Origin of the sequence: Mycobacterium pinniadriaticum, assembly GCF_026242045.1 — a bacterium.
Taxonomy (GTDB): domain Bacteria; phylum Actinomycetota; class Actinomycetes; order Mycobacteriales; family Mycobacteriaceae; genus Mycobacterium; species Mycobacterium pinniadriaticum.
Genome location: NZ_JAPJDO010000001.1, coordinates 13,201 through 27,507, shown reverse-complemented (window position 1 = coordinate 27,507; position 14,307 = coordinate 13,201). Strand labels below are relative to the sequence as shown.

The window sequence follows — 14,307 nt, the reverse complement described above, 5'->3', positions numbered from 1 at the left end:
CCGACATGAGCTATCCGAGAGACATGATCGGCTACGGCCGCACGCCCCCGCACCCGAAATGGCCCGGCGACGCCGCCATCGCGGTGCAGTTCGTGCTCAATTATGAAGAGGGAGCGGAAAATTCCGTTCTCGACGGTGACGCGGCCTCGGAGACGTTTCTATCGGAGATAACCCCCGCCGAGCCCTTCCCGGACCGGCACAAGAGCATGGAATCACTCTACGAGTACGGCTCACGTGCCGGGCTGTGGCGGGTACTTCGGGTGTTCGAGCGGCGCGGCATTCCGCTGACCATCTTCGCGGTCGCACTGGCCATGCAACGAAACCCTGAGGCGGCGGCCGCATTCGGTGAGCTCGGCCATGAAATCGCCTGCCACGGACTGCGATGGAAGTCCTATCAATTGGTCGACCGGGACACCGAGCGCGCCCACATGGCTGAGGCGGTGCAGATCCTGACCGAACTCACCGGCGTCGCGCCGCTGGGCTGGTACACCGGCCGCGACTCACCGCACACCCGCGAGCTGGTCGTCGAGCACGGCGGCTTCGTCTACGATTCCGACTCCTACGCCGACGACCTGCCCTACTGGGTGCGCGTGCACGATCAGAACCATCTCGTCGTGCCCTACACCCTCGATACCAACGACATGCGGTTCGCGTCGCCTGCCGGGTTTTCCAATGGCGACGAGTTTTTCGCCCACCTGCGTGACGCGTTCGACGTGCTCTACGCGGAGGGCCGCGCGGGCGCGCCGAAGATGCTCTCGATCGGCCTGCACTGTCGACTGGCCGGCCGCCCGGCCCGCACGGCGGCGCTCGAGCGGTTCTGCGACCACGTCCAGTCCCACGACGGGGTGTGGATCGCCCGTCGCGTCGAGATCGCCGAACACTGGCGCGTGGTTCACCCCGCCGGCGGCGCTCCCGGCGAGTAACGCTTCACCGGCGGCGGGGCGTACTCTCCCCGCTTCGACGTACGCAAACCCATCGTCACCAGAGACTGCACTGCCAGTGTCGCGGCGCTCACCCCGTCCACCACGGGCACACCCAGCTCGGCCGAGAGGTCACGGCACATATCGGCCATTCCCGCGCAGCCCAGCACCACGGCGTCGGACCTGTCGACCTCGATCGCCTCGCGGCAGGCCTCGGCGATGACCTTTCGGGCGTTCGGGTCGGTATCCAGCTCCAGTACCGGGATTTCGCAGGCGTGAATGCCACGGCAGAACCGTTGCATCCCATAGCGCTCCGCGAGGTGAGCCGACTGCCCGATGGTGCGCGCGAGTGTGGTGACGATGCTGAAGCCGGTGCCCAGGTGGCTGGCGGCCTGCATGGCGGCCTCGGCGATGCCGATGACCGGCCCGGTCGCGACCTCGCGAGCGGCGTCCACGCCCGGATCTCCGAAACAAGCGATCACGTAGCCGTCGACGCCTGTTCGCTCCCCGCGTTCGACCGCTTGCAACACTCCCGGCACCGACAGAGCCTCGTCGTAGTGGCTCTCGATCGACTCCGGCCCGATCTCGGAGGTGATGCCGGTGATTATCACCTCCGGCCCCGCGACCGCCCGGCCGCAGTGCGCGATCATGTCGGTCATCGCCCGGGTGGTGTTGGGATTGATCACCCAGATCCGCATCACGGAAGCGGCGCGACGGCCAGCTTGGTGCGGGTCGCGAGCCCGTAGTAGATCGCCAGCCCCAGCCCGCACCCGATGAACCAGCTGTATTGCGCGGCGGTGTACATGCCCGGCACCCCGCCGGCCAGCACGGGAATGACTGCGACCAGTGCCGAGATCGCCGTGGCGATGACCGCAGCCGGGTTGTACCCCTTCTTGTACCAGTAGGTTCCGTCCTCGGCCAGGGTGAACAGGTCGTCGATGATCACCTTCTGCTTGTGGATGAGGTAGTAGTGGCCGATGAGCACACCGAACAGCGGGCCGATGAACGCCCCGAGGACCTCCAGCGTGTAGTGGATGACCTCCGGGTTGTTGTACAGGTTCCACGGTGTGATCAGCACCGAACCGACCGCGGCGATCATGCCGCCCGCCCGCCAGCTGATCCGCTGCGGGCTCACGTTGGAGAAGTCGAATGCCGGGGAGATGAAGTTCGCGACGATGTTGATGCCGATCGTGGCGATGGTGAACGTCAACGCGCCCAGCACAATAGCGAATGTCGAGTCGATCCTCGCCACCGTCGCAACCGGATCGGTGATCAACTCACCGAACACCGGCACCGTCAGCGACGCCGTGACGACCACCAGGATCGAGAACACCAGGAAGTTGACCGGCAGGCCGAGGAAGTTCCCCCGCTTCACCGCGTCGAATGACTTGCCGTAGCGGGCGAAGTCGCCGAAGTTGAGCATCGGGCCGGAGAAGTAGGAGACCACCAGCGCGATCGCGCCGAGCATGACCGGAACCGAATCGAACCCCGTGTAGGTCACCTCACCGAGGTTGAGATCGATTGCTCCCCAACCTGCTTTGTAGATGAGGTAACCGCAGAGCAGGAACATCACCACATAGACCGCGGGACCGCAGAAATCGATGAACCTGCGGATCGACTCCATGCCGCGCCAGAAGACGCAGGCCTGCAGAACCCACAACAGAAGGAAGCTGCCCCAGCCGAGGAACGGCAGCCCTGCGAATCCGTGTTGATTGACGTCGGCGTACGGTGCCAGCCCCGGAAATAGTTTGAGCAGAACGACATCCAGCGCCGCCGAGGCGAGATAGGTCTGGATGCCGTACCAGGCCACCGCGATCAGACCGCGGATGATGGCGGGAATGTTCGCACCCAGGACGCCGAAGACACTGCGGCAGATCACCGGATACGGCACGCCGGTGGTCTGGCTGGGCTTGGCGACCAGGTTGCAGAAGATGTTGACGATCACGATGCCGATCAGCAGCGCGACCAGAACCTGCCAGCTCGCGAGGCCGAGCGCGAACAGGCTGCCCGCCGTGACATAACCGCCGACGCTGTGCACGTCGGACATCCAGAACGCGAAAATGTTGTACGAAGTCCAGTGCTGATCGCGCAGCGGGGCCAGATCCTCGTTGGTCAGGCGCGGGTCGTAACCCGGTTTGATCAATCCAGCACCAACCGGGTGACCGGCCGCTTCGACGACGTCGCCCGCGCCGACAACGGCGCCCGGCGGCAGTACTTTGGCACTCTGGGTTGTGTCGATGTCGGTCATGGCCGGACGCTATCGACGGCGCGTTTCGCCGGTATTTCCGCCTGACTACTCGGCTATTGCGCCGAAGATATATCCCCCGCTAGCAGCAGTCCGGTGTCGGTGGGCAAGGTGGCGATGACCGAATTCAGCCGCTGGGCATGCAGTTCGGCGACCGTGAGCAGTTGCTCGACATCGTCGGCGAGGAACGCGTCGACCATCTGGCGATGATCGACGTGCAGCGCCGCCCGGTCCGTTGGCGCGACATGCACCATCGATTGCACGGGTTCGGTCATGTTCCACGCCGATTCGAGCATGTGCAGCAGGCGAAACATCCGTGACGGCCGGGTCAGCGCAAGGTGGAAGTGCCTGCTCTGCCGGTGATAGGTGAGTGGATCGTCATTGTCGATCGCTTGTTGCAGAGCGTCGTTCGCCGCCACGATGGCCGCGCGGTCGGCCTCGGTCGCATTGGCGACCGCGGAGGCCAACGAGGCCGCCTCCAAAGTCTCACGCACGATGTACATTTCGCGCAGCTCTTGGACGGTGAGTGCGGCGACGGCATATCCCGAGTTGGACCGGTGTGCGACCAGCCCCTCCCCGATCAGGGTCTTGAGTGACTCACGCACCGGGATCTGACTGACCCCGAACAGGTCCGCAACCTCTGCCAAGGGGATCGGCGTGCCGGGCGGAGCGGCGCCGTCGAGGATCACCCGGCGCAGTTCGTCGAGGATGGCCTGCTGTGGACTGCCCGGTTTGTCGACCACCAGTTTGTCGACCAACGCCGAACGTCGTCGCAACATCCGGTCACGGTAGGCGCCGTTTGTTTCGGCGGTGCTACGGCGTGATTGTCCCGCTTCTCCTCCGCCTCGTACCTCGGCGGCATCGTCGACTCGACGGGCGACTCGCGACTAGCCGGCCGCCCACTGCTTGGCGCGTTCGAGATCGTCGAGACCGAACACTTCGACCTCGCCGGGCACCAGCCATCCCACCAAATGCATGGTGTGGACGACCCACTCCTTGTCGCTGACCACCGCCACCCGTCTGAAGGCGGAGTGCCGGGTGAACAGGGTGCCCAGACCGAGTTTGAGATCTTCGACCAGACCGCCCGGGCCGAAGCCTTCGTAGTCGGAGTCGATAACCTCGACGATTCTGATGTCCTCCCCGGCCTTCAACAGGTCGTCCATCGTGGGTTTGAATGCCTTCAGATCTTCGCCACTGACTCGACCCGACACCTCGATACCGGTCACGCCCGCAGGCATGTCGGACAGCACTTCGATCATGGAAACCATCTCCTCTGTCGAGCACCCCGCTCCAGGGTAGATGCGCGTTCTGTCAGCGGGCCGAGATCCGCGATCGGTCCGGCATCACGCTCGGCGCTTGTCGACGACCTGGGTCTTGATCAGGCTGGCGACCAATGTCAGGAACAGCGTCAACACGATCACGGCCAGACTCAACAGGGTCGGAATCTCCGGGACGTGGACGCCCTGACCGCCGTTGATGAAGGGCAGCTCGTTCTCGTGCAGCGCGTGCAGCACCAGCTTGACGCCGATGAAGAACAGGATGAAGGCCAGGCCCTGCGACAGGTAGACCAACCGGTTGAGCAGGTCACCGAGCAGAAAATACAGCTGCCGCAGCCCCATCAGTGCGAACAGGTTGGCCGTGAACACCAGGTAGGGCTCGCTGGTCAGACCGTAGATCGCCGGGATGGAGTCCAGCGCGAACAGCAGGTCGGTGGTGCCCAGCGCGACGATGACCAGAAACATCGGGGTCATCAGCCGCCTGCCGCCGTCGTTGAGATACAGCTTGAGACCGTCCCAGTTGTCGGTGGTCCGGAAGTGCTTCCTGGCCACCCGCACCACGAAGTTCTCGGCATCGTCATCATGCTCGGTGTCGCGGGCCAGCCTGATGGCGGTGTAGACCAAGAATGCGCCGAAGATGTAGAAAATCCACGAAAACTGCTGGATGGCAACGGCACCCAGCGCGATGAAGACACCGCGGAAGATCAGCGCCAACACGATGCCGACCAGCAAAGCCTGTTGCTGGTAGATCTTCGGCACGTTGAAGCTGGCCATGATGATGATGAAGATGAACAAGTTGTCCACCGACAGGCTGTATTCGGTGAGCCAGCCGGCGTAGAACTCCAGTCCGAACTGGGCACCGTGGAAGCTCCACACCCAGAGGCCGAACGCGACCGCCAGGCCGACGTAGAAGGACAGATAGATGCCGCACTCGCGCATCGTGGGTTCGTGCGGGCGGCGGGCGATGAAGACGATGTCGAACAGCAGCACCGCCGCCGTCACCCCGATGGTGATCAACCACTCGAGCGGGGACACATTCATACCGACCTCCGGGCGCCACGAAACGTCCGAGGTCTCTTCCACCGCCGAAGCGGTCCGCGGTACCGGACGGCCGACATTGGCCGCCGTGGTGACGACACCGCGACGAAGGAATACTCCCCTCTCCGGAGCAGTCTGACAGGTCAGCGCGCCCACCAGCAAACCAGGGCGGAGGATCGGGGGACGGGCGGCCGCGTCCGTCGCCCCGATGTCGACAACGCGGCCTAGGATCCACGTCGTGGCGATGCCGGAAATTCCCCCGCAGTACCTGCTGTCGGAGCACGCGCCGCCGACGCGCACCCTCATCGACATCCTCTACGCCACCGCCAACAGCTTCCCGGAGGCCGCGGCGATCGACGACGGAACGGTCCAGCTCACCTACGCCGAGTTGATCGGCGACATCGAAGAGAGCGTCGAATGGCTGGCCGCACGCGGTATCGGCCGCGGCGACCGGATCGGCATCCGGATGCCGTCGGGCAGCTATGCGCTGTATGTCGCGATCCTGTCGACGCTGGCCGCCGGCGCGGCCTACGTCCCGGTCGACGCCGACGATCCCGACGAGCGGGCCGAGTTGGTCTTCGGCGAAGCCGGTGTCGTCGCCGTCATCACCGAGGCCGGCCTGAGCCGCGGCCCGGGTTCGTCGCGGGGCTGGCGGGCCACCGCGCCGCTGGGCCGAGACGACGCGTGGATCATCTTCACGTCCGGATCGACGGGCACACCCAAGGGCGTGGCGGTGACCCACCGCAACGCCGCGGCGTTCGTCGATGCCGAAGCCCGAATGTTCCTGCAGCAGAATCCGATCGGCCCGGGAGATCGGGTCCTGGCCGGCCTGTCGGTGGCGTTCGACGCGTCCTGCGAGGAGATGTGGCTGGCCTGGCGGTACGGTGCCTGCCTGGTGCCGGCACCGCGCGCGCTGGTGCGCAGCGGGATGGACCTGGGCCCGTGGTTGGTATCGCGGGACATCACCGTGGTGTCCACGGTGCCGACACTGGCGTCCCTGTGGCCCGCCGAGGCGCTGGAAGCGGTGCGGCTGTTGATCTTCGGCGGCGAGGCGTGCCCGCCGGAGCTGGCCGAGAGGCTGGCTGTGGAGGGCCGCGAGGTGTGGAACACCTACGGACCGACCGAGGCGACGGTGGTATCCAGCGCCGCCCGACTGGACGGACGTAGCTCTGTCAGCATCGGCCGGCCGCTGCCCGGCTGGGACCTAGCTGTCGTCAACTCCGACGGTGCACCGGTCGGGGTGGGCGAGATCGGCGAACTGGTGATCGGTGGCGTCGGGCTGGCCCGCTATCTGGATCCGGAGAAGGACGCCGAGAAGTACGCGCCGATGCCGTCGCTCGCGTGGGATCGCGCCTACCGCAGCGGTGACCTGGTCCGGCTGGAGGAAGACGGGTTGTATTTCCAGGGCCGTGCCGATGACCAGGTCAAGGTCGGCGGGCGCCGTATCGAGCTGGGCGAGGTGGACTCGGCGCTGGTGCACCTGCCCGGGGTCAGCGGCGGTGCGGCGGCGGTGCGGCGCACCGCCAGCGGTACTCCGATGTTGGTCGGGTACATCGCGAGCGCCGACCCGAAGTTCGACCTCACCGCCGCCCGCGCGCGCCTGGCCGAGACCCTGCCCGCCGCCCTGGTGCCGCGCCTGGTGCTGCTCGACGAGCTGCCCACCCGAACCTCGGGCAAGGTCGATCGCGACGCGTTGCCCTGGCCGCCGCCGGGCTACCAGGACATCGAACCCGATCTCGGCGGCACGATGGGCTGGCTGGCCGGATTGTGGCGTGACGTGCTCGGTGCGGTGGTCGACGGCCCGGAAGCGGACTTCTTCGCCCTTGGCGGCGGTTCGCTATCGGCGGCGCAGCTGGTGGCTGCGCTGCGCGGCCGCTTCCCACAGCTGACGGTCGCGCAGCTCTACGACCACCCCCGGCTGGGGTCGCTGGCCGAGTTCCTCGACGAGCTCGCCCCGCCGGTGGCGGTCACCCCGCGCGACGTCAAACCAACCCCGCTGTCCACGCAGGCCGCACAGGTGCTGCTGTCGGTGCCGCTGGCCACCCTGACCGGCCTGCAGTGGGTGACGTGGCTGGCGCTGCTCAACAACGTGGCCGCCGCTGTGCACCCGTTGCCGTGGCTGGTGACGGTCGACTGGTGGTTGGTGGCGGTGGCCTTCGTGCTGTTCATCACCCCGATAGGGCGGATGGGTATCGCAGTGCTGGGGGCGCGAATGCTGTTGTCCGGCCTGGAACCGGGCACCTACCGGCGCGGCGGGTCTCAGCACCTGCGCGTATGGCTGGCCGAACGGCTGGCCGACGCCAGCGGCGCGGAGAACCTCGCGGGCGCACCGTGGCTGGTGTACTACGCACGGGCGCTGGGTAACAAGGTCGGCAAGGGCGTGGATCTGCACTCGGCGCCTCCGGTGACCGGGATGCTGCGGCTGGGCCACCGGGTCTCGATCGAACCGGAGGTCGATCTGACCGGGCACTGGATCGACGGCGACCTCTTCCACGTCGGCGGAATCACTGTCGGCAACGACTCCACCATCGGAGCCCGCACGACGCTGTTCCCCGGCGCGGTCGTCGGCAAAGACGCCGATGTGGCTCCCGGCTCAGGGGTTGTCGGCAAGGTCAAGAACGGCCAGTACTGGAAGGGCTCACCCGCGGTGAAATCGGGCAAGGCCCGCCATCCGTGGCCCGAACACCGACCGCCGCCGGCCGCCCACTGGGTCGCCGTGTACGGCCTGACGTCGGTGTTGCTGGGCGCGGTGCCGCTGGTGTCGCTGGGACTTGGGCTGGCGGTGTTGGTATGGCCCGCACGGAACAGCCCGACGTTGCTCTCCGCGATCGGTGCGGCCGCGCCGTGGATCCCGGTGGCCGCGCTGGTTTCGATGGGCTTCTACGCCGCCTTGACCGTCCTCACTGTGCGGGCATTGTCGATCGGCCTGCGTGAGGGTTACCACCCGGTTCGCAGCCGCGTCGGCTGGCAGCTGTGGGCCACCGAACGGTTGATGGACGCCGCGCGCAACTACCTGTTCCCGTTGTACGCGAGCCTGCTCACCCCGCTGTGGCTGCGGCTGCTCGGCGCCAAAGTGGGTCGCAACACCGAGATCTCCACCGCGTTGCTGACCCCGAAGTTCACCGTTGTCGAAGATGGCGCGTTTCTGGCCGATGACACCATGGTCGCCTCCTACGAGCTGGGCGGCGGCTGGATCCACGTGGCCAAGGCGACGGTCGGCAAGCGGGCCTTCCTGGGCAACTCCGGTATCACCCAGCCCGGACGGCGGGTGCCCGACGACGGTCTGGTCGCGGTGCTCTCGGCCGCCCCGTACAAGGCGAAGGCCGGCTCGTCCTGGCTCGGCAGCCCGCCGATCCGGTTGCGGCGCCACGCCGACCAGGCCGATGCCGCGCTGACCTACAGCCCGCCGATGCGGTTGAAGGTCATGCGCGCCGCCGTCGAGACCTGCCGGCTGATTCCGGTGATGGTCACCTTCGCGATCGGGGTCGCCGTCTTGGGCGCGCTGCAGGCACTGGCGTGGAAGCTGGGGTACGGCTGGGCCGCACTGTGCGGCGGAGTCGTGCTGTTGACGGCAGGTGCGGTGGCCGGCGGTATCGCGGTCGCCGCCAAGTGGCTTGTGGTGGGACGGATTCGCGTTGGCGAACAGCCATTGTGGTCATCGTTCGTGTGGCGAAACGAGGTATCGGACACCTTCGTCGAGACGGTGGCCGGACCGTGGTTCGCCCGCGCGGCCAGCGGAACTCCGGTGATGAATCTGTGGCTGCGCGGGCTGGGGGCCAGGATCGGCCGGGGAGTGTGGTGCGAGACGTATTGGTTGCCCGAAGCGGACCTGGTGACACTGCAGCGTGCCAGTACCGTCAACCGTGGTTGCGTGGTGCAGACACATCTGTTCCATGATCGGATCATGCGAATGGACACCGTCGTTCTCGGCGAGGGCGCCACACTGGGTCCGCACTGCGTGGCGTTGCCCGCCGCCAAGCTCGGCGCCGGCGCGACCGTCGGCCCGGCATCGCTGGTGATGCGTGGGGACGAGGTGCCGCCCTCGACCCGCTGGCAGGGCAACCCCATTGCGCCCTGGGTGTTTTCCCGCAAGAAGTCACGAGACGAAGATGGCACTCGCGAGCCCAAGGGCAGCGCCGCGTGAAACGTCCTGCCAAGAAGGCCGCCAAGAAAGGCGGCCCACCCGTCATCGACCCGTACCTGCCACACAACGGCAACTTCGGCTATCGGGTATCCCGGTACGAGTTGGAGCTGGAATACAAGGTCGCGATCAACCGACTGACCGGCACCGTCACGATCACCGCCACGACGCTGGCGTCGCTGAAGTCCTTCACCCTCGACCTGTCCGACGCGCTGTCAGTGACGAAGGTGACGGTCAACGGTCGTCGCCCGTCCCATTTCGGCACCTCCGGCGGCAAGCTGCACGTCACGCTGCCCGCACCGTTACCCGCCGGCGCGGCGATGTCGATCAGCGTGCGCTACGGCGGATCACCGCGTCCGATCCGAAGTTATTGGGGTGAAGTCGGTTTCGAGGAGCTGTCCAACGGTGTGCTGGTCGCCGGGCAGCCCAACGGCGCGGCATCGTGGTTTCCCTGCGACGACCATCCCAGCGCAAAGGCCAGCTATCGCATCCAGATCAGCACCGAAAGCCCCTACCGCGCCGTGGCCAACGGTGAGCTGATATCGCGACGCGTTCGTGCCGCGCACACCGTGTGGACCTACGAGCAGCCCGAGCCCACATCGACCTATCTGGTGACCCTGCAGATCGGCATGTACGGCACCAACAAGCTGGCCAAATCCCAAGTGCCGATGCAGGCGGTGCTGCCGGATCGACTGCGCACCAACTTCGCTCATGACTTCGGCCGGCAGACCCAGATGATGAAGTTGTTCATCAAGCTGTTCGGGCCGTACCCGCTGACCAACGGATACACCGTCGTGGTGACCGATGACGATCTCGAAATTCCGCTTGAGGCCCAGGGTATTTCGATCTTCGGCGCCAACCACTGCGATGGCAAGCGCGACTCCGAACGACTGATCGCCCACGAACTGGCGCACCAGTGGTTCGGCAACAGCGTGACGGTGCGGCGCTGGCGCGACATCTGGCTGCACGAGGGATTCGCGTGCTACGCCGAATGGCTGTGGTCGGAGAACTCCGGAGGACAGACGGCCGAGGAGTGGGCGCGGCATTATCACGAGAAGCTCATCACCTCGCCGCAGAATCTTCTGTTGGCTGACCCCGGGCCGCGAGACATGTTCGACGACCGGGTCTACAAGCGCGGTGCGCTCACGCTGCATGTGCTGCGCGGAACCATTGGTGACGAGAAGTTCTTTGCGCTGCTGCGCGATTGGACAACCCGCCACAAGCACGGCACGGTGGTCACCGACGACTTCACCGGCCTGGCCGCCAACTACGCCGAGGTATCCCTGCGCCCGCTGTGGGACGCCTGGCTCTACTCCACCGAGGTCCCGCGGCTGTGACCGACGCGGGTGCCTCCTTCGAGGCGCTGAGCGCCACCGGTGCCGACCAGATCGGCGCGACGGGGGCGATCTCCCGCAGCAGCGTGGCACGCGTCGGCGCCGCCACCGCGATCTCGGCGGTGTGCGGGTACGCCGTGCTCTATCTGGCCGCCCGCGCCCTGAGCCCTGCCGGCTTCTCGGTGTTCGGAGTGTTCTGGGGGGCCTTCGGGTTGGTCAACGGCGCGGCCTACGGACTGCTGCAGGAGGCCACCCGGGAGGTTCGGACCGCGGCGACGATGCGGGCCGGAACGGCCCGAGGAGGAGCCGACGGTCCGCACACTCACCCGATCGCCGTCGCGGCGGGGGTGGGCCTCGCGGCCGCCGTCGCCATGGCCGGCACGTCGCCGCTGTGGGCACCACACGTGTTCAGTGAATCCCGGCCGCTGTCAGTGGTCCTGCTCTGCGTGGGCATGGCCGGATTCTGCGTCCACGCCACACTTTTGGGTCTGCTCGCCGGTACCGGTCATTGGGGTGGCTACGGGGTGCTGATGGTCTCCGACGCCGTGATGCGGGTGGCGGTCGCGGCGGCGGCATTCGTGGCGGGGTGGGGACTGAACGGCTACCTGTGGGCCACGGTCGCCGGCTCGGTGGGATTTCTGCTGCTGTTGGCCGTGTCGCCGGGTGCCCGAATGGCGGCGAGGTTGCGCACGCCCGGCAGCACCACGGCTTTTCTGCGCGGGGCCGGGCACTCGATCGCCGCCGCCGGCGCCAGCGCGATTTTGGTCATGGGGTTCCCGGTGCTGCTCAAGGCGACCTCCGGCGGCGGCGACCTCGGCGCGGCAGGCGGTGTCGTGATCCTGGCGGTGACGTTGACCCGGGCTCCGCTGCTGGTGCCGCTGACCGCGATGCAGGGCAATCTGATCGCGCACTTCGTGGACCACCGCGGCCACCGGCTTAAGGCGCTGGTCGCCCCGGCTGCGGTGGTGGTCGCGCTGGGCACGGCCGGCATACTGGCCGCCGGGCTGCTCGGGCCCTGGTTGATCCGGGTGGCGTTCGGCGACGACTACAGCCCCGGCGGGGCGCTGCTGGCGTGGCTGACCGCGGGCGCGGTGGCGATCGCCCTGCTGACCGTGACCGGTGCCGCGACGGTGGCGGCGGCCCTGCACCGGGCGTATTCGATCGGCTGGGTCGGGGCCACCGTGGCCTCGGCCGCGCTACTGACCCTGCCGTTGAGTCTGACCGATCGGACCGTGGTGGCCCTGCTGTGCGGGCCGCTGGTCGGGATGGCCGTGCATCTCACGGCTCTGGCCCGCGCCGCACACTGAACCAACAGGTGGTGACGTGTACCTTGTGGACATCGACACGCCCTACCCCGACGCCTGGATCATCGTGCCGGCGTTCAACGAAGCGAAGGTCATCGGCGACGTCATCGCCGACCTGCGCGAAGTCTTCGACCACGTGGTGTGCGTAGACGACGGCAGCAGCGACGCGACCGCGAAGACCGCACTGCGTGCCGGTGCCCATGTGGTGCGCCATCCGGTCAACCTCGGGCAGGGGGCGGCCATCCAGACCGGCGTGGAGTACGCCCGCAGCCAACCCGGTGCCGCCGTCTTCGTCACCTTCGACGCCGACGGGCAGCACCGGGTCAAAGACGTGGTGGTGATGATCGAACGGCTGGCCAAGGGCGACGTCGACATCGTGATCGGCACCCGCTTCGCCGGCACCACCGTCAGCCAGATTCCGCCGCTGAAGCGGCTGATCCTGCGCGCCGCGGCCCGGCTGAGCCCGAGCAGTCACCGGCTGCACCTGACCGACGCGCACAACGGATTGCGGGTGTTCAACAAAACCGTGGCCGACGAACTGAATCTCACGATGAACGGGATGAGCCATGCGGGAGAATTCATCCAGCTGATCGTCGAAAACCATTGGCGGGTGGCCGAAGAACCCGTCGAGATCCTCTACACCGAGTACTCGATGTCCAAGGGCCAGCCGCTGCTCAACGGGGTGAACATCGTCTTCGACGGGTTCCTGCGCGGAAGGATGCGCCAATGAACTGGATTCAGGTGCTGCTGATCGCAGCGGTGATCGCCTTACTGCTCTACCTGCTGCGGTCCCGCACCAACGCCAAGGCCAAGGCCTGGGTCAAGGTCGGCTACGTGTTGTTCGTGGCCGCCGCGATCTATGCCATCCTGCGCCCCGATGACACGACCATCCTGGCCAACCTGCTGGGTGTTCGCCGCGGAGCCGACCTGATCACCTATGCGCTGATCGTCGCGTTCGTCTTCACCACGATGAGCACGTATCTGCGGTTCAAGGAGCTCGAGCTGAAGTACGCCCGGCTGGCGCGCGCGGTCGCGCTGGACGGCGCGCAGGTTCCCGAACGCTAAGACCCCGTTGCGCGGCTAGGCCGACTGCGCGCGGAAGTAGTCGACCGTGCGGGTGACGCCCTCCTCGAGATGCACCTGCGGATGCCACCCCAGCAGCATCTGCGCCTTGCGGACGTCCAGGCACGACCGTTTCAGGTCGCCCAGCCGTGCCGGTGCGAACTCCGGATCATCGGCCGCACCGACCGCCTTGGCGACGACGGTGTGCAGCTGCCGGTCGCTGGTCTCCACCGCGGTGCCGATGTTGAACCGCTGTCCGCACCCGCCGGCTCCGGAGACCCGGATGAAGGCGTCGACGACGTCGTCGACGAAGACATAGTCGCGGGTGTTCGACCCGTCTCCGTAGACGCGGGTGGCGTGGCCGGCCAGCATCGCCTTGGCGAAGATCGCGACCACGCCGGCCTCGCCGTGGGGGTCTTGGCGGGGACCGTAGACATTGGACGGCGCGATGAACGAGCAGTCCATGCCGTACAGGTTGCGGAAGGTGTTGAGGTAGATCTCCCCGGCGACCTTGCTCGCCGCATAGGGCGAGGCCGGGTCGACCGGGGTGCTCTCGTTGGTCGGGTACTGCTTTGGCACCCCGTAGATCGACCCGCCCGAGGACGTGTGGACGACCTTGCGAACACCGGCCCGGCGTGCCGCCTCCGCCAGCCGTATCGTGCCGACGATGTTGACCGCCGCGTCGAACTCAGGTTCCCCCACCGAGCGGCGCACGTCGATCTGCGCGGCCAGGTGGTGAACGACCTCCGGTTTGTGCTGCTCGAACAGGCCGATCAAATCGGCGTCGGCGATATCGGCTTCGACGAACTCGAATCTCGCACTGGCGCTCGCCTCCACGAGGTTCTCGATGCGGCCCCGGCTGAGATCATCGAGCCCGACGACGGTGTGCCCGTCCGCGAGTAACCGGTCCACGAGCGTCGAGCCGATGAAGCCGGCCGCCCCTGTGACCAGTACCTGCATAGCGGTCACCCTACCGGCAGGTGAGT

Annotated in this window: 12 protein-coding genes; 6 read left to right on the top strand and 6 right to left on the bottom strand. The window is 66.9% G+C overall.

The features are described from left to right. The first annotated feature begins 5 nt into the window (after positions 1 to 5). Positions 6 to 923, top strand: a complete 918-nt coding sequence (gene puuE, locus ORI27_RS00110; protein WP_265994821.1) for an allantoinase PuuE — start codon at positions 6 to 8, stop codon at positions 921 to 923. Here the strand turns inward: puuE and ORI27_RS00105 are convergent. The 5 genes from ORI27_RS00105 to ORI27_RS00085 form a co-directional block, all read right to left on the bottom strand. Continuing rightward, on the bottom strand, positions 893 to 1,621 hold the full coding sequence (locus ORI27_RS00105) for an aspartate/glutamate racemase family protein (protein WP_323055512.1): 729 nt from the start codon (positions 1,619 to 1,621) through the stop codon (positions 893 to 895). The two genes, puuE and ORI27_RS00105, sit on opposite strands and share 31 nt — an antisense overlap. Then, positions 1,618 to 3,168 carry an NCS1 family nucleobase:cation symporter-1 gene (locus tag ORI27_RS00100; RefSeq protein WP_265994823.1) on the bottom strand — a complete coding sequence of 517 codons (1,551 nt, stop codon included), beginning with the start codon at positions 3,166 to 3,168 and terminating at the stop codon, positions 1,618 to 1,620. Before ORI27_RS00100 ends, ORI27_RS00105 begins: the two co-directional genes overlap by 4 nt. Before the next feature lie 53 nt (positions 3,169 to 3,221). Continuing rightward, entirely contained in the window at positions 3,222 to 3,944 is a 723-nt protein-coding gene (locus ORI27_RS00095; protein WP_265994824.1) for a GntR family transcriptional regulator, read from the bottom strand. 108 nt (positions 3,945 to 4,052) lie between these two features. Then, on the bottom strand, positions 4,053 to 4,424 hold the full coding sequence (locus ORI27_RS00090) for a SpoIIAA family protein (protein WP_265994825.1): 372 nt from the start codon (positions 4,422 to 4,424) through the stop codon (positions 4,053 to 4,055). Positions 4,425 to 4,508: 84 nt separating this feature from the next. Then, complete coding sequence (locus tag ORI27_RS00085; protein WP_265994826.1) at positions 4,509 to 5,483, bottom strand: TerC family protein; 975 nt, start codon at positions 5,481 to 5,483, stop codon at positions 4,509 to 4,511. 241 nt (positions 5,484 to 5,724) lie between these two features. Here ORI27_RS00085 and ORI27_RS00080 point away from each other — a divergent pair, with 241 nt between their 5' ends. Genes ORI27_RS00080 through ORI27_RS00060 form a run of 5 tightly spaced genes read left to right on the top strand, consistent with a single transcriptional unit; the run spans position 5,725 to position 13,324 of the window. Beyond that, positions 5,725 to 9,624 (top strand): Pls/PosA family non-ribosomal peptide synthetase, encoded by a 3,900-nt coding sequence (locus tag ORI27_RS00080; protein WP_265994868.1) that lies wholly within the window; start codon positions 5,725 to 5,727, stop codon positions 9,622 to 9,624. Next, on the top strand, positions 9,621 to 10,958 hold the full coding sequence (locus ORI27_RS00075) for a M1 family metallopeptidase (protein ID WP_265994827.1): 1,338 nt from the start codon (positions 9,621 to 9,623) through the stop codon (positions 10,956 to 10,958). Before ORI27_RS00080 ends, ORI27_RS00075 begins: the two co-directional genes overlap by 4 nt. Next, complete coding sequence (locus ORI27_RS00070; protein WP_407666198.1) at positions 10,955 to 12,262, top strand: hypothetical protein; 1,308 nt, start codon at positions 10,955 to 10,957, stop codon at positions 12,260 to 12,262. Before ORI27_RS00075 ends, ORI27_RS00070 begins: the two co-directional genes overlap by 4 nt. A 25-nt stretch (positions 12,263 to 12,287) precedes the next feature. Next, positions 12,288 to 12,989, top strand: a complete 702-nt coding sequence (locus ORI27_RS00065; protein WP_265994870.1) for a glycosyltransferase family 2 protein — start codon at positions 12,288 to 12,290, stop codon at positions 12,987 to 12,989. Then, positions 12,986 to 13,324 (top strand): DUF2304 domain-containing protein, encoded by a 339-nt coding sequence (locus tag ORI27_RS00060; protein WP_265994828.1) that lies wholly within the window; start codon positions 12,986 to 12,988, stop codon positions 13,322 to 13,324. The genes ORI27_RS00065 and ORI27_RS00060 overlap by 4 nt, the downstream gene beginning before the upstream one ends. Before the next feature lie 15 nt (positions 13,325 to 13,339). Here the strand turns inward: ORI27_RS00060 and ORI27_RS00055 are convergent, their stop codons facing one another. Then, positions 13,340 to 14,281 (bottom strand): GDP-mannose 4,6-dehydratase, encoded by a 942-nt coding sequence (locus ORI27_RS00055; RefSeq protein WP_265994829.1) that lies wholly within the window; start codon positions 14,279 to 14,281, stop codon positions 13,340 to 13,342. Positions 14,282 to 14,307 lie beyond the last annotated feature (26 nt).

Bases quoted from the DNA above. Each gene is read 5' to 3' on its own strand.
- puuE (WP_265994821.1), top strand. From the start codon at position 6: ATGAGCTATCCGAGAGACATGATCGGCTACGGCCGCACGCCCCCGCAC.
- ORI27_RS00100 (WP_265994823.1), bottom strand. From the start codon at position 3,168: ATGACCGACATCGACACAACCCAGAGTGCCAAAGTACTGCCGCCGGGC.
- ORI27_RS00095 (WP_265994824.1), bottom strand. From the start codon at position 3,944: ATGTTGCGACGACGTTCGGCGTTGGTCGACAAACTGGTGGTCGACAAA.
- ORI27_RS00090 (WP_265994825.1), bottom strand. From the start codon at position 4,424: ATGATCGAAGTGCTGTCCGACATGCCTGCGGGCGTGACCGGTATCGAG.
- ORI27_RS00085 (WP_265994826.1), bottom strand. From the start codon at position 5,483: ATGAATGTGTCCCCGCTCGAGTGGTTGATCACCATCGGGGTGACGGCG.
- ORI27_RS00080 (WP_265994868.1), top strand. From the start codon at position 5,725: ATGCCGGAAATTCCCCCGCAGTACCTGCTGTCGGAGCACGCGCCGCCG.
- ORI27_RS00060 (WP_265994828.1), top strand. From the start codon at position 12,986: ATGAACTGGATTCAGGTGCTGCTGATCGCAGCGGTGATCGCCTTACTG.
- ORI27_RS00055 (WP_265994829.1), bottom strand. From the start codon at position 14,281: ATGCAGGTACTGGTCACAGGGGCGGCCGGCTTCATCGGCTCGACGCTC.